The 21,286-nt window shown below is 63.6% G+C and carries 21 protein-coding genes and 3 pseudogenes; 15 read left to right on the top strand and 9 right to left on the bottom strand.

Annotated features, from left to right (window positions below; translation table 11 throughout):
• The 3 genes and pseudogenes from KHC24_RS06955 to KHC24_RS06945 form a co-directional block, all read left to right on the top strand.
• Positions 1–690: tyrosine-type recombinase/integrase (locus tag KHC24_RS06955; RefSeq protein WP_213361532.1), on the top strand; the 690-nt coding region annotated here is incomplete at its 5' end.
• Positions 691–885: 195 nt separating this feature from the next.
• Positions 886–1,767, top strand: coding sequence for a hypothetical protein (locus KHC24_RS06950; RefSeq protein ID WP_213361530.1), 882 nt, complete (start codon positions 886–888; stop codon positions 1,765–1,767).
• 38 nt (positions 1,768–1,805) lie between these two features.
• Positions 1,806–2,168 (top strand): annotated as a pseudogene (locus KHC24_RS06945) (Rha family transcriptional regulator); the annotation flags it as partial.
• A 707-nt stretch (positions 2,169–2,875) separates the two neighbouring features.
• On the opposite strand, the gene KHC24_RS06940 reads toward KHC24_RS06945, so the two are convergent.
• Both KHC24_RS06940 and KHC24_RS06935 read right to left on the bottom strand, forming a co-directional pair.
• Complete coding sequence (locus tag KHC24_RS06940) at positions 2,876–4,609, bottom strand: serine protease (protein WP_213361529.1); 1,734 nt, start codon at positions 4,607–4,609, stop codon at positions 2,876–2,878.
• A gap of 245 nt (positions 4,610–4,854) precedes the next feature.
• Complete coding sequence (locus KHC24_RS06935) at positions 4,855–5,160, bottom strand: hypothetical protein (RefSeq protein WP_213361528.1); 306 nt, start codon at positions 5,158–5,160, stop codon at positions 4,855–4,857.
• A 230-nt stretch (positions 5,161–5,390) separates the two neighbouring features.
• Here KHC24_RS06935 and KHC24_RS06930 point away from each other — a divergent pair, with 230 nt between their 5' ends.
• Genes KHC24_RS06930 through KHC24_RS06925 form a run of 3 tightly spaced genes read left to right on the top strand, consistent with a single transcriptional unit; the run spans position 5,391 to position 6,039 of the window.
• On the top strand, positions 5,391–5,681 hold the full coding sequence (locus KHC24_RS06930) for a hypothetical protein (protein WP_213361527.1): 291 nt from the start codon (positions 5,391–5,393) through the stop codon (positions 5,679–5,681).
• Positions 5,678–5,803: a hypothetical protein gene (locus KHC24_RS25400; protein WP_271180637.1), complete on the top strand. Its 126-nt coding sequence runs from the start codon at positions 5,678–5,680 to the stop codon at positions 5,801–5,803. The genes KHC24_RS06930 and KHC24_RS25400 overlap by 4 nt, the downstream gene beginning before the upstream one ends.
• Positions 5,803–6,039, top strand: a complete 237-nt coding sequence (locus KHC24_RS06925) for a hypothetical protein (RefSeq protein WP_213361526.1) — start codon at positions 5,803–5,805, stop codon at positions 6,037–6,039. Before KHC24_RS25400 ends, KHC24_RS06925 begins: the two co-directional genes overlap by 1 nt.
• 125 nt (positions 6,040–6,164) lie before the next feature.
• Here KHC24_RS06925 and KHC24_RS06920 read toward each other — a convergent pair whose 3' ends face one another.
• Both KHC24_RS06920 and KHC24_RS06915 read right to left on the bottom strand, forming a co-directional pair.
• Entirely contained in the window at positions 6,165–6,512 is a 348-nt protein-coding gene (locus tag KHC24_RS06920) for a hypothetical protein (protein WP_213361525.1), read from the bottom strand.
• Positions 6,513–6,855: 343 nt separating this feature from the next.
• Complete coding sequence (locus tag KHC24_RS06915) at positions 6,856–7,470, bottom strand: IS3 family transposase (RefSeq protein ID WP_213361523.1); 615 nt, start codon at positions 7,468–7,470, stop codon at positions 6,856–6,858.
• A 187-nt stretch (positions 7,471–7,657) separates the two neighbouring features.
• Between KHC24_RS06915 and KHC24_RS06910 the strand changes: the two are divergent.
• Positions 7,658–8,360: pseudogene (locus KHC24_RS06910) on the top strand (IS3 family transposase); the annotation flags it as partial.
• A gap of 221 nt (positions 8,361–8,581) precedes the next feature.
• Positions 8,582–8,812, top strand: a pseudogene (locus tag KHC24_RS06905) (pirin family protein); the annotation flags it as partial.
• Positions 8,813–9,512: 700 nt separating this feature from the next.
• On the opposite strand, the gene KHC24_RS06900 reads toward KHC24_RS06905, so the two are convergent.
• A complete protein-coding gene (locus tag KHC24_RS06900) occupies positions 9,513–10,526 on the bottom strand; it encodes a zinc-binding alcohol dehydrogenase family protein (protein WP_213361522.1) in 1,014 nt (337 codons plus the stop codon).
• Between the two features lie 102 nt (positions 10,527–10,628).
• Between KHC24_RS06900 and KHC24_RS06895 the strand changes: the two genes are divergently transcribed.
• A complete protein-coding gene (locus KHC24_RS06895; RefSeq protein WP_213361521.1) occupies positions 10,629–11,030 on the top strand; it encodes a winged helix-turn-helix transcriptional regulator in 402 nt (133 codons plus the stop codon).
• A 150-nt stretch (positions 11,031–11,180) separates the two neighbouring features.
• Here KHC24_RS06895 and tehA read toward each other — a convergent pair whose 3' ends face one another.
• Together tehA and KHC24_RS06885 are read right to left on the bottom strand one after the other, a co-directional pair.
• Complete coding sequence (tehA, locus tag KHC24_RS06890) at positions 11,181–12,170, bottom strand: dicarboxylate transporter/tellurite-resistance protein TehA (RefSeq protein ID WP_213361520.1); 990 nt, start codon at positions 12,168–12,170, stop codon at positions 11,181–11,183.
• Positions 12,171–12,222: 52 nt separating this feature from the next.
• Positions 12,223–12,597 carry a c-type cytochrome gene (locus KHC24_RS06885; protein WP_213361519.1) on the bottom strand — a complete coding sequence of 125 codons (375 nt, stop codon included), beginning with the start codon at positions 12,595–12,597 and terminating at the stop codon, positions 12,223–12,225.
• Between the two features lie 297 nt (positions 12,598–12,894).
• Here KHC24_RS06885 and KHC24_RS06880 point away from each other — a divergent pair, with 297 nt between their 5' ends.
• The 4 genes from KHC24_RS06880 (at position 12,895) to KHC24_RS06865 (ending at position 18,409) form a co-directional block, all read left to right on the top strand.
• Positions 12,895–13,695, top strand: a complete 801-nt coding sequence (locus KHC24_RS06880) for an SDR family NAD(P)-dependent oxidoreductase (RefSeq protein WP_213361518.1) — start codon at positions 12,895–12,897, stop codon at positions 13,693–13,695.
• Between the two features lie 172 nt (positions 13,696–13,867).
• Positions 13,868–14,317 carry a (2Fe-2S)-binding protein gene (locus KHC24_RS06875; protein WP_213361506.1) on the top strand — a complete coding sequence of 150 codons (450 nt, stop codon included), beginning with the start codon at positions 13,868–13,870 and terminating at the stop codon, positions 14,315–14,317.
• A gap of 11 nt (positions 14,318–14,328) precedes the next feature.
• Positions 14,329–16,581, top strand: a complete 2,253-nt coding sequence (locus KHC24_RS06870) for a xanthine dehydrogenase family protein molybdopterin-binding subunit (RefSeq protein ID WP_213361504.1) — start codon at positions 14,329–14,331, stop codon at positions 16,579–16,581.
• Positions 16,582–16,828: 247 nt separating this feature from the next.
• Positions 16,829–18,409, top strand: a complete 1,581-nt coding sequence (locus KHC24_RS06865; RefSeq protein ID WP_213361502.1) for an FAD-dependent monooxygenase — start codon at positions 16,829–16,831, stop codon at positions 18,407–18,409.
• A 117-nt stretch (positions 18,410–18,526) separates the two neighbouring features.
• Here KHC24_RS06865 and KHC24_RS06860 read toward each other — a convergent pair whose 3' ends face one another.
• Both KHC24_RS06860 and KHC24_RS06855 read right to left on the bottom strand, forming a co-directional pair.
• Positions 18,527–19,261 carry an anti-sigma factor gene (locus KHC24_RS06860; protein WP_213361493.1) on the bottom strand — a complete coding sequence of 245 codons (735 nt, stop codon included), beginning with the start codon at positions 19,259–19,261 and terminating at the stop codon, positions 18,527–18,529.
• The gene (locus tag KHC24_RS06855; protein WP_246546300.1) at positions 19,258–19,803 is read right to left on the bottom strand and encodes a sigma-70 family RNA polymerase sigma factor; all 546 of its coding nucleotides are present in this window, start codon (positions 19,801–19,803) and stop codon (positions 19,258–19,260) included. Before KHC24_RS06855 ends, KHC24_RS06860 begins: the two co-directional genes overlap by 4 nt.
• A 173-nt stretch (positions 19,804–19,976) precedes the next feature.
• Here KHC24_RS06855 and KHC24_RS06850 point away from each other — a divergent pair, with 173 nt between their 5' ends.
• Positions 19,977–20,759 carry a DUF4394 domain-containing protein gene (locus KHC24_RS06850; protein WP_213361482.1) on the top strand — a complete coding sequence of 261 codons (783 nt, stop codon included), beginning with the start codon at positions 19,977–19,979 and terminating at the stop codon, positions 20,757–20,759.
• A gap of 101 nt (positions 20,760–20,860) precedes the next feature.
• On the top strand, positions 20,861–21,238 hold the full coding sequence (locus KHC24_RS06845) for a DUF2147 domain-containing protein (RefSeq protein ID WP_213361480.1): 378 nt from the start codon (positions 20,861–20,863) through the stop codon (positions 21,236–21,238).
• Positions 21,239–21,286: the final 48 nt, after the last annotated feature.

Genomic DNA, 21,286 nt, shown 5'->3' with positions numbered 1-21,286 from the left:
CCACAAACATCCGTTCACGAACAGCAGGTTGTCCAACGCCGTCCGACCAGGATCACCGTGAAGCGAGCAAAGGTCGTGAAGCTCCGGGAGCGGGACTTCACCGATGCGGAAGCCAAGGCGGTTCTTGAAGCGGCGCTGCGGCACGAGCAGGGCAGGGAGCGGCCCAAGACCTTCGCGGCCAAACGCTGGGTGCCATGGCTCTGTGCCTATACGGGTGCCCGCGTCGGAGAGATTGCGCAGCTTCGTAAGCAGGACGTTCGGCAGGAGGGTGAGCACTGGGTCATCACCCTCACGCCCGAGGCAGGCCCGATCAAGACGAAGGAGGTTCGGGAGATACCTCTGCATCCTCACCTCGTAGAGATGGGTTTCCCGGCGTTCGTAGGCGGCTCTCAGGCCGGATACCTATTCATCACCCCATCCCGCGACGGGGACGTTATCGGCCCGCTACAGGGCCTCAAGAACCGCCTTGCGGAGTTCGGGAGGTCTGTCGTGTCGGACCCGAACGTCTCGCCCAACCACGCTTGGAGGCATCGCTTCAAGACCGTGGGCATGGATGCCGGGGTATCGGAGCGGGTGCTCGATGCGATTTGTGGGCATGCTCCGAGGACGGTTGGGGCGACTTATGGGACGGTAACGCTGAACGCCAAGGCGGCGGCTGTGAGGGCGATGCCGAGGTATGAGGTGAGGTAAGCTGCCAGTCGAGCGGAGCCGACCGATAAAATGCACATCTTCATTGATGAAACGGGCTCATTTACAGGCATCGGCCAACCCTCTCCTCGGATATCTATGCTAGGGGCGCTGATAGTCGAAGATCGTTGCCTAGGCCGCCTCTTCCGGGACTATAGTCGACTACGCCCCCAGCTTCTTTCCCCGGGCAGCCGAGAGGTGAAGGGCAACAGTCTGGATGAGCGGCAAATCGATAAGGTCGTTAGTCTACTACACCACCGTGGCGCCGTTTTTGAGGTAGCCGGCATCGACCTCGGAATGCACACTGAAGATGAGGTTGCATCTCATCGAATGGCCTATGCCGAGAAAATGACCGCCACCTTATCCGATGAGCATTCCTCGGATTTCACTGCGCAGGTTTGGTCTTTTCGTCGCCGGCTAGAGGGCTTCCCGTTACAACTTTACATCCAAACACAGTTGACGTTTTCTCTCATCAAAACAGTGATTGAGCATGGGACGCTCTATCACTCACAGCGAAATCCCAAGGAGTTGGGCAGTTTCCATTGGGTGATCGATGCCAAGGGTAGTGGGTCCATCCCAACCAACTGGGAGGACTGGTGGCAGACGTTCATCCTGTCTGACCTTCAGAACGATAGCCTCTGGAACCCGCTTCCCCACTACAAGGAAGGTGACTATTCCTCCTTTGCCCGGTTTAACGCTGAGCTGTCGCCCTTCCTGAAAAGCGTCATACCAGATCATCGAGAAGACGATCCGCCCGCCTTAAACTTGAACCTCATTCTGCAAGAGAGCTTTCGATTCTCGTCCGATCCCGAGCCGGGTTTGGAGCTAGTGGACATCGTGACGAACGCCGCTCGACGTGCTCTGTCGGGCAATCTGGATTTTGCGGGCTGGCGAAACATTCCACTGCTGATGATCGGTCGAAACAAACCCTCCAATATACGCATGGTGGCGCTCAAACCTGTCGATCATGCTCATACGATGCCTTGGTGGAGCACTGCGGTGGCGTTCTCTCGCTTCGGCCGTCAAATGTTGGCAGGTCCATTCCAGGCAGCGAGGAATACAAGAAGGCGACGTAAATAGGTCATTAGTCGGTTTCTTCTGGGTCCCCTCGGGTCTACACGAACGGCGTTTCGGTCTACGCCACCAGCAAGGACGTGGCCGCCTTCTTCGGGAAGCAACATCCGCACGTCCTCCGGGACATCAAGGCGCTGATCTCGGACGCTCCTTCCATTGCCTCCAGTTTCGGAGCCATTGAGCTTCCCGTGAAGGTCGGCTTCGGGACCCGCATGGACCCCGCCTACGAGATGACCCGCGACGGCTTCTCCCTGCTGGCCATGGGCTTCACGGGGAAGCGGGCGCTCGCCTTCAAGCTCCGCTACATCGAAGAGTTCAACCGCATGGAGGGCCAGCTTAGGGCTCCTGCGGTGCCGGCTCTGCCCGACTTCACTGATCCCGGTGAGGCGCCCTCAAAGCGAAGTTGACTTGGACCTACCAGTGTACGAGCCTTGGTCGAACAGCTTCGCCGGAATGCTTCTTCTGTCCCGTCCGTTCGCTGCCGTGGCGTGGTTCATGGTTCTCATGGGCTCCATGTTTGTAGGACTTTCTGCAACTATGGAGATGTCTGTGGTTCTTCACGTCAATCTTTCGGTTGTGGTTGAGCTTGCGTGTGCGTGGAGCCCCGGGAGGGGGGGCGCTGAACCTCACCAACGGCAGGAACGACACGGTAGGAGGAAGCTCCCGGCTTGGGCACCGCAGGAAGGTTCGACTCCTTCCCTCCACGCCACCTTGTATTTCAAGGCATCCTGAACTGGGCCGTTCGTGACGGACTGTTCAACCTCGTCACCGTCGACGATTTCCGCGCCCTCAATCACGCCTACTGGCCGCACCCGGCCAAGAGCTGGCAGGGCTCCATGCGACCCGCATCGCCCGCGCCGGGGCGTCGCGGTTTAGTCTTCCCAGTCGTGTAAGATAAAACGAGCGAGGTACAGGAAGCACATGGCGAAGAACGTACCGATGGGTAGCGTGATCAAGTAGCCTAAGTCGGCGGTGCCACTGGGGGCCGAGTTCGCCACGAGTAGTGGAACCAGCACGCCCGAGGCGAAGCTCGCCACAGCTAGGCCAGTGAAGAAGTTCGCAAGTACCTTCCGCTGCTCATTTCGTGCGGTCTTATTCGGGGGCATGGAGGTTCCTACGGCCGGCAGCGGATCGCCACAGTGAATTTCTGCGCCTTCGCTGCAAGGTCCGCAGGGCGGAGAACCTCACCAACGCTGCCAGCCTGCGGAGTGACACCATTGCTCTCCAGAAAGCTCTGAGCCATCGCGGTCTTGATCGCGAAGTTCACGTTCTGATTGATGTTCCCAGACCCGTCAGCCGTTCGCGTGTCCTTCAGCTTGGAGAAGATCACCCCAACCACATTGCCCGTCTCATCCAGAAGCGGGCCGCCGCTGTTGCCGGGCTGGATCGGGGCGGAAAATTGTATGTGTCGGCTATCGTCGTGCAGGCCGGCGGTGGCCGTAACATTGCCTCGGGTGAAGTTGCCCGTGCTGGCGAGTTTGTCGCTCAGCGGAAAGCCGAACGCCGCTACATCCTCGCCCAGCTTCACGCCACTACGGAGTAGCGCAACGGTTGCGCTCCCCTCGCCCGCTCTGATCAACGCGAGGTCGTTCGCTTCGTCTCGGGCGAGTACCTTGCCCGCCACTGGGTTACGGTTGAGGGACGTTGTGACGGTGGTACACCCTTCGACGACGTGAGCATTGGTGAGCACAGTTTCAGGAGCCACATAAAAGCCGGTACCCGACGAGCTTTCCACGTCGCTGGGGTGCAATGGCGCGGAAGGCGGGGCGGTCGTCGATATCCGGCCTCCATGCTCTGGAGCGGTCCACAGAACTTCGAGAAGCTTCGTCCCATCGGAGACGAATGAGTCCGCTGGAATGATCCCCTTGTCCCTAAATCCGTCTCGTATCTCGGGGGCCTTGGAAGCCTCTATCGGCCCCAAAACGACGGCATAGCGGCCGTTCGCAAATCTCGCCACGAAGATGTCGTCGAAGTTCGGACCGACGCCTACGGCCGCTGAGAGACGACTCAGGCGCAAGTGATGTTCTTTCGCCACGGCAATCGCTTCATCGGGTTCGGTGCGGCTGGAGATAATGATGAAGCGCCTGTCATTCGACTGGCTCGCTTCGACCGGACGGGGTGGTTGGCGAGGTTGCCTCAAACTAACCGAAGCCCTGAACAGGTCCGAGATAAGGACCACAAGCCGTTCTCCCCGGAGCGGCGTTCCGTCCTCCCAGAACATCGAGAACCCGACGATCCCGCTACCAGTCGCGTGGTAGCGCATATAGGCCGATAGGTTGCCCTTGCTGGCAGCGAGGACGAAGAAATCATCTTTGATCACCTCGTAGTCGATGCTCATACCATCGCTCACGAGCATCTCCCGGCGGAGGAGCCGATAGGCAAACTCCAAGTCCACCGACCTGAATCTGAGAAATGCGATGCTGAAGTCGTCGGCTATGCCTTTGTAGATGATGCCATTTTTGTCCGCCGTGGGTTTCAGGCCAATCCCGCTCGGAACCCACAACGTCGCGGATGCTGACGGGTGTCGGACAGGGGACAGGTCCCACAGCCGCAGCAGCGGGGATGCTTTCGCGCGAAGGGCTTCCCTTTGCTCCGCCGTCAGGATGCCGGTGGGTTCGAACCCGCTGGCCGTCTGGAACTCCTGAATTGCCGCCATTAGCTTGGGGCCGAACGTATCGCTGGCCACGGCGGACCAGTAGCCGTTAACGGTGAGCAGCGACTGAATGTCGAGGCGTTCCTGAAGAGGGAGCGCCCGGAATGCTGTTCGTGCCGTTTCCAGCTTCGCCGGGGGGCTAGTCGCGCCGCATAGGACGAAGGCCACAAGGACGACAGACAGCACCCGGAACATAGATCACCTCTCCCAGCGACTCCTATTCTCCCGAGGCAGAGGGAAAAGTCGACAGGCTATGGTTGTGGAGCTAAGGCCCGTAGCGGTTCCTCCGGGCTACGTTCATCGGGAGGCATCCGCAGTGACGAATGCATACCGACTGTCCGACGCTCAGTTCGTTCTCAGAGGTCCAGTCGCTGGAAACGTAGAGGCCGGCACCGCTGGAAGGGAGCGCGGATGGGATTGAGTCGGGATAGACACTCGGGTCAGGATGCCCGGAGAGCAAAAAGAGCTGTGCCGCCGGAGATCGTCAGTCCGATGAGAGACAGGATAAGCGCAGGTGCGGCAAAGATCGCCGCCTGCCACCATGCCCACTCCCATCCGTACCGTGCGCCATAATAAACAAGCGGTATGGTTAGGAGGCTTCCGAAAGGCCGGAATACGTAGGCCACGACGAATAGCCCGACTGCCGGCCAAGTACCCCAGCCAAGCCAGATGTGGACGCCTTCGATGAACGCGAGGATTTGGAAGGCGCCGACGATCAGCATCCCGATATTGATCAGCAACGCCATTTCAAACCCCCACGCCACGTTACGGCACCATGGTGTGGCAGTCAGGGGGGCGATGCAACCTCTGTTTGAGGTACTTGGCGAACGCTCCCAAGTTTAGCTTGGGCTGTCCGTGACGGCCTGATCAACCTCGACATCTCCGACGACATCCTCGTGGCCTTCGGGGACGAGGTCACGGCCCAGCTGGAGACCTTGCAGGACGACCCGGTGTTCGTTTCGGCGGTGGGTGGCTGATGACCGTGAAGCCCTCCATCGCCCTCCTCCTCGACGTCTGGTGCGAGGACTACGAAGGCGACGACATCACCGTTGTCCACGACGAGGCTGACGGCAGCTGGCGGCATGGCTCCGAGCACACCGCCATCTTCCATCGGGCCTCCGACAACACCCATTGGTCGGTCTCGTACCGGGTCACTCCGGGCGCCGACTACAACGACTTCCGGGATGGTGATCTGGATGACAGCTACGTCGTTCAGGTGCAGCCGGTGGTGGTCCCGACGACGACTTGGGTGGCCGTTCGCGGATGATGAGCACCCTCTTCGACATCCTCATCACCACGCTCTTGGTATCCCTCACCATCATTGTCTGGCTCGGCCTCGCGTCTCTCCTCTTCGAGGTCTACCGGGCCGTCAGGAAGGGGATCCTCTGATGCCCTCCCTCATCTCCAAAGCCATCCTCTACTGGCGCTCCGGCCGCCCCATCCCGCTCGATCTTGAGGTTGGGCTGATGGCCGCCGGCTTCGACGTGGCCGCTCTGGCTCATCCCATCCCGCTCCGTGTATCAGGCTGGCTCTCGCGCGACGGCGCTGCGATAAAGGTCCACCATAGCACGAAAGCGCTCCAGGGTCGGCTCGGCTGTCCAAAGCGCACAGCCATTGCCCGCTAGCTGGATGAGGGGCGAGCCGTTTTTTGCGCCCGTATTGAATGCGGCTATGACTGCGTTTGTGTGTCTCGCGGTTTGGTCGACCGCGTCGGCGGCGGATGCTTCATCGCGCCCAAGCGGGAATGTTCTCAGGATCGCCAGTTGGGCTGTAAGCTCGAAGGGTGAGCCCAAGAGCCGGGAGTAGTGGTCGGCAAAGACCATGGAGAGGAGAAAAGCGACGACATAAAGAGGGGTAGTCCCAGCACCTTCGAGGGCAGCCCGGCCTCTGACTGAATTTTTGTAGCGAGGCCCGCCGCCGCTTCGGCAGCGAAACCAGCGCCGTTTCCTTCCTGAAGATTTTCCTTGAGTTGGATACCTATGGTCGCAAAGGACGCTGAGATTTGCTGGGCAACTGCTCCCATCTGCGCTGCCCGGTACATTTCCGTCAATAAAGCATCTTCACGACGCTTTCTCCCTCCGAACAGCCAACCCAACATTTGAGCCCTCGTTTAAGTATGCGCTCTACCATATCGCGACTCCTATTCTCCCGAGGCCGGGAGAAAAGTCGACAGGTTGTGGCGGTGGATTTTGCGCCTAGGCGGTGCGGGACGGTGGGGCACTGTGCAGGCAAAAGCCTGCGACAATTTGTTAATATCCATGGCTCATGGCAGAGGTCGCTTGTCAGAGCGGGCGACTAGCATCCGCAAGACACCATCAATGTGTTTGGTCAGACGCGACAAAAATCCGTCCAACAATCAGAGGTTGACAGGCGTGGATATCTTGACCTGAGACCCATTTCTCCTCCGGCTTAGGCGAGAGTCCGAGGGTTGATTTGTGGCCTTATGCGGCCTCAGTTTCCAGTGCGATTGTTGCCGCGAACTCGGCAGGGGATCGATTGCCGAGAGCTGAATGGGGGCGGTTCACATTGTAGTCCTCCTTCCATGAGGCGATAGCTGCGCGAGCCTGGGGCAGGTGCGAGAACAGTGTCTCGTTCAAACATTCGTCCCGGAAGCGTCCATTGAAGCTCTCGACGAAGCCGTTCTGCATGGGCTTGCCGGGCGCGATGTAATGCCATTCGAGGCCGGTCTGCTGGCACCATTTGAGGACCGCCATCGAGGTCAGTTCGGTGCCATTGTCCGACACTATGGTCGAAGGCTTGCCCCGAACAGCCATGATCTCGTCCAGCTCGCGCGTCACCCGCAGGCCGGAGAGCGAGGTGTCGACGACCAGCGCCAGGCATTCCCGGCTGAAGTCGTCCACCACGGCCAGTACCCGGAAGCGCCGACCGTCCGTGAAGGCGTCCGACACGTCCATGCCGCCATACTTTGCCTTGAATTTATAGAAGGTGGCCGAGGAGATGCCGTGCTTGCGGCACACGTCAGCGGTCTTCGCTCCCGCCTCCTGCTCCTTCAGCATGCCGATGATCTGCTCTTCCGTGAACCGTGAGGCTCGCATCGTCCGTCTCCGTGATCGACGGACTCTACTCAAATCTGGAGGAAGATCAGGGGCTCAGGTCATTCGACATGAAGGTATGAGCCGCCCTTGGATTCGTAGACGCCTGCTTCCCTAAATTTGAGGCAAGGAGGCCCCGATGGGCTAAGCGAACTTAACCGAGGACTTCAAGCGCGACGCGGTCGTTCAGATCACCGAGGGGGCCATCCGGTTGCGGAGGTGGCTGCGCGACTGGGGATCAGCAAGTACTCGCTCTACGAGTGGAGGAAACGGTACGGCAAGCCTGCCGCCGTGGTCCGCGATGCCGATCAGGCCGCTGAGGTCCGTCGGCTGAAGCGCGAGTTGCCGCGCGTGACGGAGGAGCGCGACATCCTAAAAAAAGCGGCCGCGTACTTCGCCAAGGATGCAAAGTGAAGTACGCGTTCATCGCCGATCATCGCCTGCTGTTTTCGATCCGCGCCATGTGTCGGTGCCTCTGTGTCCAGCCCAGCGCCCTCTACGCCTGGCTGAAGGACCCGCTGAGCAAGCGCGCGCAGGAAGACCACCGCCAGACCGGGCTGATCCGCGCGGCATGGAGCGAGAGCGGCAAGGTCTATGGCTACCGCAAGCTCCACGACGACCTGGCGGACATGGGCGAGAGCCGCTGTCCAAACCGGGTTGCGCGGTTGACGCGGCTCGCCGGCATCCGGGCGCAGATCGCTACAAGCGCCGCCCCGACCGCTATGGAGGCAAGCCATCCCTGGCGGTCGACAACACGCTCGATCGCCGGTTTGACGCGGCGGCGCCTGACAAGGCCTGGGTGACCGACATCACCTACATCCGCACCGTTGAGGGCTTCGCCTATCTGGCGAATGATCGACCTCTTCTCCCGCCGCGTCGTCGGCTGGGGTCTCGACCGGTAAAAAGCGCGAGCGGGCGGAGCCTTGTTGAGGAACTGCGCTCGACGGCCGCTCGACTGCGAAACGCCGAGCTCGACGATCTTGCCCGCATGTTCCACTTGCTGCGACACAGCTTGACGCATCTCAAGGCTAGTCGGGCCAGCGGCCTTTCGCCAGCTTGGGCATCGCATTGGCAAGGGCGAGACCTCCCGGAAGCCCAGGAGAGGATGAGGCGCATGAGTTGGAACCCGGCAATAGACCCGGGCTGTCCCGATGAGGTTGGCCTCGACGCGATCGAAACGCTCATCGTTCCACGCGCTCGCGATCTCGGCGGCTTTGAGGTGCGGCGCGCCCTGCCGGCGCCGAAGCGGTAGATGGTCGGACCCTTCATCTTCTTCGATCAGGCCGGGCCGGCCGAATTCCTGACCGGACAGGGCGTCGACGTTCGGCCGTATCCGCATATCGGGAGCTGGGGTTGACGGGAACCGCGCCTGCGGTGGCGAATGCGATTTACAACGCGACCGGTGTGCGGGTGCGGCAATACCCGATCACGCTGGAAAATTTCTCGATCGACTGCCGGCCATGACGTGAGCATCGAACGTCCGCGGCGTCTGCGCGTTCATTGAAGATGCGGTCGGAGATAAAACGGCGCGGGTCTCCTGCGCCAGCAACGATATCGCAAAACCTTTCGGTAGACGCCTTGCTGTTTACTGGATGAAATTCTTCAATTTACTTTCTTTTATTTGTCAATGACTCAAGTAATTCTACGGTTAGAGCGATAAGTAATAATATTAATCATATATTAAAAGTATAATTTAATACGGGTCACGTAATATAGCCAGGCGGTTACAAGCTAGGTGTTATTCAATCGTCCGAGGTAAGTGATCGACCAGAGGCGCACACCACACCGAATGCGGTTAGCCGCCATTTCTCTGCATCCTTGCAAGGGCTCAACTTCAGTCCTTATGTCATTTCCATGATCGTGAGGGTCATCGCCCGTGTTGCCAACTGAGATTCACGACGTCGCCGCGACGAAGGCGGTGTAGGGAATAAGATCGAGGGCGAGCCGCTCAGGGGGGAGGCGGGCGTCATGGAATGGCCTGCAAGCGGTTCGCATCGAAAGACCTGCCCCCGGCCGGCGCGTCGAATCGGGCCGGGGGCAGGGTGTTAGAAGCCTTCGAGCACGATCTTGCCCTTGGCCTTGCCGCTTTCGATCAGCGCATGCGCCGCCTTGAGGTTGGCGGCGTTGATCGGATGAAGGATCTCGGTGACCGTGGTCCGGAGCTTGCCCTCGTCGATCCGCCGCGACACCTCGTCCAGCAGCCTGCCCTGCTCGGCGATGTCGGCGGTCTGGAACAGCGAGCGCGTGAACATCAGCTCCCAATGCGTCGACACCGCCTTGCGCTTGAAGGGCATGACGTCGAGCGTCTCCGGGTCGTCGATCAACCCGAAACGGCCCTGCGGCGCGATCAGCTCGACGATCTCCTTGAAGTGGCGGTGGGTTTCGGTGGTCGAGAACACGAAGGCCGGGGCGCCGATGCCGAGCGCGGCGACCTGCTCGGCCAGCGGTTTGCCGTGGTCGACAACGTGGTGGGCGCCGAGCTCCTTCACCCAGCTCTTGGTCTCCGGCCGCGACGCGGTGGCGATCACCGTGACATCGGTGAGCGCCCGGGCCAGCTGGATGGCGATCGAGCCGACGCCGCCAGCGCCGCCGATGATGAGGATGGCATTGGACGCGCCGGGCACCGGCTTGCGGATGTCGAGCCGGTCGAACAGCATCTCCCAGGCGGTTATCGCCGTCAGCGGCAGCGCTGCGGCCTCGGCGTTCGACAGTGACGCCGGCTTGTGGCCGACAATGCGTTCATCCACGAGGTGGAACTGGCTGTTGGCACCGGCCCGCGCAATGGAGCCGGCATAGAATACCTCGTCGCCGGGCCTGAAGCCCGTCACCGCCGCGCCGACTTCCGCCACCCGTCCGACCGCATCCCAGCCCAGCACTTTCCACTCGCCCGTGGGTGGGGCGGCGCTGCGGCGCACCTTTGTATCGACCGGGTTGACCGAGATCGCCTGCACCTCGACCAAGAGATTGTGCCCCGTCGCCGTCGGGCGCTCCAGCTCGATGTCGACCAGTGCCGCCTCGCGGTCGATGGGGCCGGGATGCTGGTAGCCGATCGCTTTCATCTCTGTCTCCTGTGGATCGTTGATATGCCAAGAAACTGGGCCTATGGTGAGATATGCGCAATACGCACAAAATCAGCCTATAGTGTCGAAAAGGATACTGTAATGGCAAAGGCTCGCCACTCTCGCTTCGATTGCAGCCCGGGATGTTCCGTCGAGGCGGCGGTCGGCTTGATCGACGGCAAGTGGAAATCGGTGATCCTGTTCCACCTCATGTCCGGCACGCTGCGCTTCAACGAAATCCGCCGGCATGTCGTCAATGTCACGCCGCGCATGCTGACCAACCAGCTGCGCGAGCTGGAGGATGACGGCCTCATCGAGCGCAAGGTCTATGCGCAGGTGCCGCCGAAGGTGGAGTACAGCCTGTCGCCGCTCGGGCGCAGCATGGAGCCGATCCTGCTGGCGCTGAAGACCTGGGGCGACGCCAATATCGGCTTGTACGGCAAGCCAACCCGCCTCGATGTTTCGCAGCCTGACGCCACGGATGTGCAGGCCCCGCATCCATGAGACGGCGGGAGGCCCGCCGCCGCGAGGCCCGAGGGATGGCCGCTCCTTCGTCGGCTAAGATAGCCAGATGCCGCGCGCGCCCGAGCATGGCCGCCCTGCCGATGACCGAGATCGTTCTATTGGGCGAGGAACGTGCTGAGGCCGCCTGGCTCACTTTGGAGTGGCAGCCGCCGCGGCCGAGGGAGAGGCGGGCAGAAGACGCCCCTGGGCGGCCAGATAGACCGTTCCCGCCGCGACCAGCAGCACGACCGCGTTGGCGAAGATGAAGAGGATCGGTGCCAGGAACGTCACGCTGCCATCGTCGCCCAGGGCAACGAGGCGGGTCGGTGCCGTCGCCAGTGCCGTGATGCCGAAGGTGAAGGCCCAGTAGGATGGGGCGATCGGTTCGCGCAGGATCCATGGCAGCAGCCGCAGCAGGATAAGAGCCTGCAGCAGGCCATAGCCGATCATCGCATGGGCGAAGAGCGGCGGCGCGGTCGGCGCGATCGAGATCAGCGTGACGGCACCGACGACGGGCGGCGCCAGTTGAATCCCCAGGGTAGGGCGCAGCGCGCTCGCCATGTTGGGGCTGGTCAGCATGCGATGCAGCAGCACCGATTCAATGGCGAGCCATCCGAACAGTCCGGCGCCGAAGAAGAACTGGCCGAGATCGGCGAGACCCAGTGCTGCGCCGACCGTGCCGGCCACGAAGCTTCCCGCTACCGTCGGCAAATAGAGGACGGGCGTCGAATGCTCGGGTGAGCGTTCGCCGAGCCAGAGTCCTCCGGTCCGCCAGACGGCGAAGCCGAGCGTGAACACGGCTCCGGCGGCATAGAGGACAAGCGCCGCTCCGCGGGAATAGGGGGCGATGCCGCCGGCGACGAGCATCGTCGCGACGCCGATCAGCCCGACGAAACAGCACTGGATCGGATGGGCCGCCTCGGCCATCGCCGCCGCGCGAGCGCCGAGCCATTTGGCCAGGTAAAGCACGACCAGCACCGCCCAGACCGCCGCCGCCGTCGCCATCAGCGCTTCACCCGGCCATAGCGGCAACCCCCAGGCGAGATGGGCTGCACGCCAGCTGCCGCCCAGCCCGGCAAGGCCCAGTACCATTCCGAAGAAGGAGGCGGGAACGACGGGGACGCGGGGAGTGGGGCTCATGGCAGGATCTCTCGTTCAACTGACGGCTGGCGTGGGACACGGTGTTGGCGGCTCAGGGCGTGGCGGGTGCGCCGAGCGTCTTCAGATAGGCAATCAGGTTCGTGCGATCATCGGGCTTCGGCACGCTCACCGCCATGGAGGTGCCGGGCACCATCTTGGCGGGTCCCGCGAGAAACCGCTCCAGCGTCGCATCGTCCCAGACGATATCCGTCGCCGAAAGGGCCTTCGAGTAACGAAAGCCGTCGACGGATGCCGCCTTGCGACCGAAAACCCCGGCGAGGCCAGGTCCGACCTTGTTCTGTGCCGTCACCGCGTGACAGGCGGCACAACGGCTGAACAGCGTTCTGCCGAGGGCGGCGTCGCCATCGGCATGCGCCGCCGCCGGCAGAAGGGCGAGACTGAGCGCTAGCAAAGCGAAGCGGGACATGGTCGATCCGATCCAGTTAGGTTGCTGTATTCAAGGTGCGCGGAGCGAATATTTGGCTGCGTCTGACGTTGGATCGATTGAACAACATGGAGGTCTGATTGCGAATGTCAGCAATCCAACGAATTCGGCCATCCTTTCCAAAATGAACGCCGCATAACAAAGCGGTCATTTATGGAAAGAAACGGCTGGAAATACCGGAATGTCCGGAATCGTCGTTTATACGTCATTCGGTAAGCGCCCATCACTCGCTAGCAATTCTCCTGTGATCAGCCTCGGGCAAACAAACAGGAGACGACTATGAGCGAAATGGGTACCGCAGTGGTGACCGGCGCATCGTCTGGAATTGGCGCCATCTATGCTGACCGTCTGGCCACGCGAGGCCATGACGTGATCCTGGTCGCCCGCAACGCCGACCGCCTGGCACAGCAGGCGGATCGCCTCGCCAAGCGGCATGGTGTGAAGACGCGCGTCATTGCCGCGGATCTCACCAGCCCCGCCGAGCTGCGCCAGGTGGAACAGGCCCTCAAGGCCGATCCGTCCATCACCATGCTGGTCAACAATGCCGGCTTCGGCGGCGCCGGCGACCTGCTCCAGTCGGACGTCGACCGCATGGAGGAAATGATCGCCGTCAATGTGACGGCGGTGATGCGTCTTAGTTACGCGGTGGCACCGGCCTTCGTGGTGCGCGGAGCCGGCACGATCATCAACATCTCGTCGATCGTGGCGATCGGGCCGGAGATTCTCAACGGCGTCTATGGGGGCAGCAAGGCCTTCGTGCTCGGTTTCAGCCAGTCGCTCAAGAAGGAGCTCGGCGAGCGGGGCGTCAAGGTGCAGGTGGTGCTGCCGGGCGCGACGGCCACCGAATTCTGGGACGTCGCGGGCCTGCCGGTCGGCAACCTGCCGAACACGTGGGTGATGACTGCCGAGAACCTCGTCGATGCCGCGCTGCTGGGGCTCGATCGTGGGGAGTTCGCCACCATTCCCTCGTTGCAGGCCGGTGAGGAATGGGAAGCCTATGAGAAGGCCCGGCAGGTCATGCTGCCCCATCTGTCGAGTGCTACCGTCGCGCCCCGCTACGCATTGGCGCTGGCGAGCTGAGATTGCCGACAAGCCGGCGGGAAGGCTGGCGGCCCTGTCGGCGCTGCCGGCATCCCGCCGGGCGGGTCAGCATTCGAAATCAAAACAGTGGCCGGAAACGCCGTTTCTACGTCCTACGACATCAGCTGGAGTGGTTCTAGGTTTCCGTCCGCAAGTTCGGAAGGAGGCCGCGATGGCGGGCATCAATGTCAACGGACGTGATTTCGAGGTCGCGGCTGAACCGGACACCCCGCTGCTCTGGGTCCTTCGCGACACGTTGGGAATGACCGGAACCAAGTATGGGTGCGGTGTCGCCATGTGCGGTGCCTGCACGGTGCTGATCGACGGACAGGCGACGCGCTCCTGCCAGTTTCCGCTGGAGAGCGTCGGTCAATCGCGGATCACCACGATCGAGTCGATCGAGGAAGACGAGATCGGCCGCAAGGTGGTGGACGCTTGGGTCGACATTCAGGTCCCCCAGTGCGGCTACTGCCAGTCCGGCCAGGTGATGGCCGCCACCTCGCTGCTGAAGCAAAATCCGCATCCGACCGACGCCGATATCGCCGACGCCATGACCAATCTGTGCCGTTGCGGCACCTATAACCGCATCGCCGATGCCATCCGCCAAGTGGCTGCGGGCTGAGGGAGGCACAGATGAACTTCTTTTCCAGCATCGATTCCGCTCAGGTTGTCCGGCTGATGCACCCGGAAGGGATCACCAACCTCTCCCGCCGCCGGTTCCTGAGTTTTGGCGCGGGGGCCGTCGTGCTCGGCGCGCTCCTGCCCGACATTCCCAGGCGCGCCTTCGCGGCGGTACCGAATGCCGGCCCCGTCAAGCCCGGAACCCGGGTGCCGGCCTTCCTGCTGATCGGCAAGGACAATTCGGTGAAGCTACTCAGCCCCTTCGTGGAAGGCGGCCAGGGCATCAGCACGGGACAGGCGCAGATTGTCGGCGAGGAGCTCGACGTGAACCCGAGCCGGTTCGTCGTCGAATGCGCACCGCCCGGACCCGATTATGCGGTGGTCGGCGGCATCCGGATGACCGGCGGCAGCTTCTCGACGCGCTCGAGCTACGACGTGCTGCGCCGGATGGGAGCCACGGCCCGCGACATGTTCATAAGGGCGGCGGCGAGCCGGCTGGGGGTCGCTCCCGCCAGTCTGACGACGGAGGACGGCGTCGTCATTCACGCCGCGAGCGGCCGGCGCGTGCCCTATGGGGACATCGCCGCCGAGGCGCTGGCGCTGGAGCCGGCCGAGAATGTGCCGCTGCGCGATCCCGCGACGTTCCGCTACATCCGCAAGCCGATGCCGCGCCTCGATGCGCGGGACAAATCCACCGGCAAGGCGATCTATGCCATCGACCAGAAGGTCGACGGCATGCTCTACGCCGCCGTACAACACGCCCCGCATCTCGGCACCGAGCCGGAAAACCTTGCCAACGAGGCTGCCGTGAAGGCGATGCCCGGCGTGCATTCGGTGCACAAGCTTCCGGGTGCCGTCGCGGTCACCGCCGATAGCTGGTTTCGCGCCCGCAAGGCGGTCGAGACGCTTGAGGTGAGGTGGACGCAACCAACCCCCACGGGGTTCGGCAGCGTGGCGGCGGACTATTCGTCAGGCGGCCTGCTCGCGGCCCTCAAGGCCTCATCCGGCAGCGGCATTTCGGCGGAGCAGGCCGGCGACGTGGAGGCGGCCTTTGCCTCCGCGACCAAGGTGATCGAAGCCGAGTACGACGCGCCCTATCTGGCGCATGCTCAGCTGGAGCCGCCTTCGACCATTGCGCGGTTCAATGCGGACGGGACGCTCGAACTCTGGATGCCCAACCAGATGCCTGAGCTGTTCCAGCTCTTCGCGTCGCAGACGGCGGGCATCCCCCAGGACAGGGTCATCATCCATTCGCCCATCCTCGGCGGCTTCTTCGGGCGCCACTTCACCTATGGGCCGGGCAACCCGTTTCCGCAGGCAATCCTGCTGGCGAAGGCGACGGGCAAGCCGGTGAAGGTGCTCTGGTCGCGGGAAGAGGAGTTCAAGCGCGACGCGCTGCGCCCGCTCAGCTTCAGCCGCTTCAGCGCCGCGCTGGATAAGAACGGCAAGCCGGTGGCCATCAAGGTGCGCACCGTGGGCGAAGGGCCGCTCGGCCGCTATTTCGGCGAGGCGGTGGCCGGCCCGGCGGACAGCTCGGCAGTAGAGGGCCTCGTCGAGAAGCCCTATGCGATTCCCAACCGCTCGATGGAGTTGGTCAAGTTCCCCCACCCGGTGACCATCGCTTTCTGGCGGTCGGTGGGGCACTCCATGAATGACTATTTCTACGAGGGTTTCTTCGACGAAATGGCCGATGCGGGCGGGCAGGACCCCTATGCGCTTCGCCTCGAACTGCTCGGGGACACGCCGCGTCATCTCAATCTGCTCCGGACCGTCGGCGAGCTTTCCGGCGGCTGGAAGCGCGGGCCCTATGCCTCGGCCGATGGCAAGCGTGCACGCGGCGTCTCGATGGCGTCTCCCTTCGGCTCGGAGACCGCCACCATCGCCGAAGTGTCGCTCGCCGACGGTCAGGTGAAGGTGCACAATCTGTGGATCGCTTTCGATCCGGGCAGCATCGTCAACCCGGCCATCGTGAAATCGCAGGTCGAATCCGCCGCGGCATTGGGGCTTTCCGCCACGCTCTTCGAGGAACTCGTCTATGCCGACGGGGTGCGGCAATCGTCCAATTTCGACAGCTATCCCATCCTCGCGCGCGACCATATGCCGGCGGTGCATGTCGAGATCGTCGAAAGCGGAGCGCCGATGGGCGGCGTCGGGGAGCCGGGCCTTCCGGGCATCGGTCCCGCCGTGGTCAACGCCGTGGCGGCCCTCACCGGCAACCATGTGCGCAGTCTGCCGCTGGCGAAGGCGACCTTCGGATCGCGATGACGATCCGTGCCCGGGCACGCCCGGACTGACGCGACGCCGAAGGCGCCGCTGTCCGGACAAGGAGCGGGTTCCACTCGTCGGCAAATTTTGGACGGCAGCGGGGATAGAATGCCAGCCTGGAACGGCTGGCTCGGATAGGTTCAGGCTTGCGAAGCAGGCCGAATCTGCGCTCGATTCGGCAGCATCAGGTGCTGATGGCCCAAGGCGGGCACGTCGGCGGCGTGCCTGAAGGCCGAAAGGGACAAGGATGACCGCCAAGCCAGCGATTCCGGTTCTCATCTCCGGCGCGGGACCCACGGGCCTGTCGCTCGCGATCACCTTGCGCCTGCACGGCATCCCCGTGCGCATCGTCGATGTCAACCCGGCGCCCGCCGCGGTGTCGAAGGCGCTGGCGATCTGGAGCGCCAGCCTTGAGGCGCTGGACACCATGGGGGTGGTGCATCAGTTCGAGACCGAAGGCGTGCGGCTGAAATCGCTCATCGCCGGCGACGGCACGCATCGCCTCGCCAGCCTCGCGGTCGGCGACGGCATCGACAGCCCGTATCCCTACCCGCTGCTCATCCCTCAGTCGCGCACCGAGGCGATCCTTGCCGCGCGCCTCGCCGCGCTCGGCGGCGTCATTGAGCGCGGCGTCGAGCTTGTCGGCTTCTCCCAGGATGCCACCGGCGTCGATGCCGTGCTGAAGTTTGCCGGCGGGGCCGAAGAGACCGTCCGCGCCCAGTATCTCGTCGGCGCGGACGGCGCGCGCAGTTTCGTGCGCCGGACGCTGGGCATCGCCTTCGAGGGCTATACCGAGCCGCAGATGTTCCTGCTGGGCGACGTGAAGATCGATGGCGGGGCGCTGGAACGCCAGAGCATCTACATCTGGTGGCACAATGGCGGCACGGTCGCGCTGTTTCCTTTCGAGGACGATGTCTGGCGCATCTTCACCGCCCGCCCGAGCGCGGAGGATGACAGCACGCCCACACTGGAGGAACTGCAGGGCTATATGGACCGCCATGGCCCTCCGGGCACCCGCCTGCGCGACCCGAGCTGGCTCTCCGCCTTCCGCACCAATGAGCGCCTTGCGGAAAAATACCGCGTCGACCGCATCTTCCTCGCCGGCGATGCCGCCCATATTCACAGTCCGGCCGGCGGCCAGGGCATGAACACCGGCATGCAGGACGCGGTCAATCTCGGCTGGAAGCTCGCCTATGCGCTTGCCGGCAAGGGCGATGCCGGCCTGCTCCTCGCCAGCTACGAGGCCGAGCGGCGGCCGATCGCCCGCGAGGTGATCAAGGGCGCGGCGCGCAAGCTCCATGCCGCCTTCACGTCCAGCCGGGTGGCGCAGCTGGTGCGCGACATCGCCGTCACCATCGTCGGCAAGCTGGGGGCGGCGCAGAAGCAGCTTCAGCTCGAACTGTCCGAAACCAATATCTTCTACGAGGACGGCCCTCTCGTCGCGCTCGGCGCCCCGCCGCACCGGCCGACCCGCACCGATGTCGGCACGCGGGCGCGCGATGCGGATTTCATCGATCCGCAGACCGGCAGATCGATCACCCTATGGCCGCTATTGTGCGGCACCCATCATACCCTGCTGCTGTTTCCCGAGACGGCACCGATCACGGTGGAGCCGCTGCTCGCGGGGCTGGACGGGGCGGTGAAGGTCGTCAATGTCGATCCCGAAAGCGACCCCCGGAAGCAGGTGCGGGAACGTTACCGCATGAGCCGGCCGGGCTGGGTGCTGGTGCGGCCCGACCATGTGATCGCAGCCCGCGGCGGCGCGGACGATCTTTTCCCGCTCGCGACTTATGTCGAGCGGGTGATCCGGTCGGCGCCGGTGCGTTGAGTGCGCCGCGACTGACCGGCGCGCGAAGGAGGTGGATCAGCCATCAGGCGATCGTCTCCATAGGAAGATTTGCAAAGCCGGACCGGAAGCCGCGCCTTGGCAGCGCGGCGACGAGGTTCACGAGCCGACATCGGTTCGGGCGGCATTGCCCTTCATGAGGATGGGGCCGGTCGGCCGGCCCGTCGGCGAGCCGCCGGCGGGCTCCAGAGTCACCTCGAAAAGCTGATCGGGAATCGTCGCCGGCAAGCCGTTCACCTGCATCTCGATGCTGCGCATGGCTTCGAGCAGGCCGACCGACACCGGCCCGCGACTGCGATCCCACAAGGTCCAGACCTGAAGCGACTTGCCCTCCGGGGCGGCTAGCGCCTCCAGCGGCACCAGTTCGATGCGGCCGTCGCGGAAGGCGTTTACCACCGCCAGTGGACGGTTCTGGTCCGACATCATTACCGCCACCAGGGTCGGCGTGCGGCCGACATCACGTACCAGCACGGCGAGGCCCAGCGCCAGCGCCAGGCTTGCCGCTGCCGCGACGAGACCGAGCGCCCGCCAGGCGGCGAGGCTGCCCCACAGCCGGGCAAGCGGTTTGAAGCGCGCTGCGCGCCTGGTCCCCGCCGGCGCCTGCTCTGCCGTCGCGCGGAAGGCCGTGCTCTCGATCCGTGCCCACAAATCCGCGCCGGGCGGCTGGGGTGGAGCGGTCATGTCGATCTCGCAGAAATGCCGCCGCCAGCGTTCCACGCGGCCGGCGAAGGCTGGTTCGGCTTCCGCCAGCGCATGGCAGCGCGCCAGTTCGTCCGGCTCCAGCAGGCCGAGCGCATATTCGGCGGCGAGCGTCTCTTTCTCTGGATCGGTCATGCCAGGCATTGCCTCAGCGACAGCAGGCTGCGGCGAATCCACGACTTCGCCGTCCCGAGCGGAATACCGAGCCGGCCAGCGAGTTCGCCGTGGGTCAGCCCGCGCGCATAGGCCAGCACGATGGCCTGCCGGCGCAGCGGTTCCAGTCGCTCCAGGCAGCGGCGCAGCGCGCCGGCCTCCGACAGGGCGATGACCATCGCCTCGGCATCGGCTCCGTCCACGGCAAGATGCATGGGCTCGAAATCCTCCACCAGGTCGATGCGCTGCTCGCCACGCAGCACATTGAGGGCCCGGTGGCGAAGGATGGCGAAAATCCATGTCGTGGGTTCGCCGCGCGCCGGATCGAATGTGCCGGCCTTCTCCCAGATGCGCACGAAGGTGTCGTGAACCACTTCCTCGGCGAGATCCTTGCGGCGCAGCAGGCGAAACGCCACCCCGATCATCTGCGGCGCCAGATGCTGGTAGAGACGCCGCAGGCAGGCCCGGTCGCCGCGGGCGCAACCGTCCAGCGCCTGGGCCAACTCGGCGCGCCGTTCCGTCATCCCGTCTCCGGCAGTCATCTCGTCCTCGTCGGATCACCTGATCCGGATACGCGCGGCAGGCCCCGGCGGATGCAGGGCCGCAAAAATATTCCGGCGGGCCGCATCCGCTTGGCGACGCGGCGGGTAGCCGCTTCGTCCAGCCGATGGATTCGGCTTCAGAAGGAGGAAGGCAGATGACCAACTCGATGGCAGCCCTGACCATTGCCGGGTTCCTCGCCAGTGCCGGCGCTGCGCAGGCGCAAACCGTGATCGCCCTGATGGACGGCAACATGCTCGCCCCCATCGACGCCAAGGCCCTCACGGTCGGTCCAGCGATGAAGGTGAGCGGCGTCGACGCCAGGCTGCTCGGCATCGATGTGCGTCCGGCCGACGGCATGCTCTACGGCCTGTTCGACGACGGCACCGTGGCGGTGATCGACACCGCGACCGCCAAGGCGACCGCGAAGTCCAAGCTTTCCACCATGCTGCCGGCGAATACCGGCGCGACGGTCGATTTCAATCCGGTCGCCGATCGGCTGCGCGTCATCGGCCGCGACGGCACCAATCTGCGAGCCAATGTCGACGACGGCAAGGTCACCACCGACGGCAGGCTGAAATTCGCCGAAACCGACATGCACAAGGGCGAAACGCCGAACATCGTCGCCGGTGGCTACACCAATTCGGTGAAGGGCGCGAAGGAAACCGCGCTCTACAATATCGACGCGACCATTGGCGGGCTGGTGAAGCAGGCACCGCCGAATGACGGCATCCTCAACGCGGTCGGCAAGCTGGGCGTGACCGCCGGCAACCACGCGTTCGATGTGGTGATGGTCGATGCGGCGGCGAGCGAGGGGTGGCTGGTGGCGGATGGCACGCTCTACCGCGTCGATCTGGCCAAGGGCACGGCAAGCGCGGTCGGCAAGATCGCCGGCGTGAACGGCGCGGTGCACGATATCGCGGTGCTGCCGGCCAAGTGAGGCCCGGTTTCGGCATCGATCCCGGCTGCCGGAGCAATCCGGCGGCCGGCGCTCTGCGTAGACACGGTGTCGTTCCCTGCAACCGGATCCGTGAGGCCGCCATGAACCGCCGTCGCCTGCTTGTTCTTGCCCTGCTCCTCTCCACGCCGGCATTGGCGCAAACCGGCGGGTCCGATCCCAATGGGATCTGGCTGCGCGGCGATGGCAATGCCCGCGTGCGCATCGCCTCCTGCGGCGCCAACACCTGTGCGACCAATCTGTGGATCCGCGATGAATCCGGCGGCGAGGCGGCGGGCGACCGGCTGGTGCTCACCCTGACGCGCAAGGATGACGACACGCTTGCCGGCATCGCCTATGACCCGCAGCGCGACCTGACCTATTCCATGCGGATGACCGTCGCGAAGGACCGGTTGCAGACGCGCGGCTGTATCCTCGGCGACCTGCTGTGCAAGTCGATCTCATGGACGCGGGACGCCTAGGTCGGATCGACATTCATTTGAGCCAGATCATGGCGCCAGCGAGATGAA

The organism is Ancylobacter defluvii, from assembly GCF_018390605.1.
GTDB classification, from domain to species: Bacteria; Pseudomonadota; Alphaproteobacteria; order Rhizobiales; family Xanthobacteraceae; genus Ancylobacter; species Ancylobacter defluvii.
The sequence above is the reverse complement of the archived record's forward strand: the minus strand, read 5'-3'. Positions and strand labels throughout refer to the sequence as shown.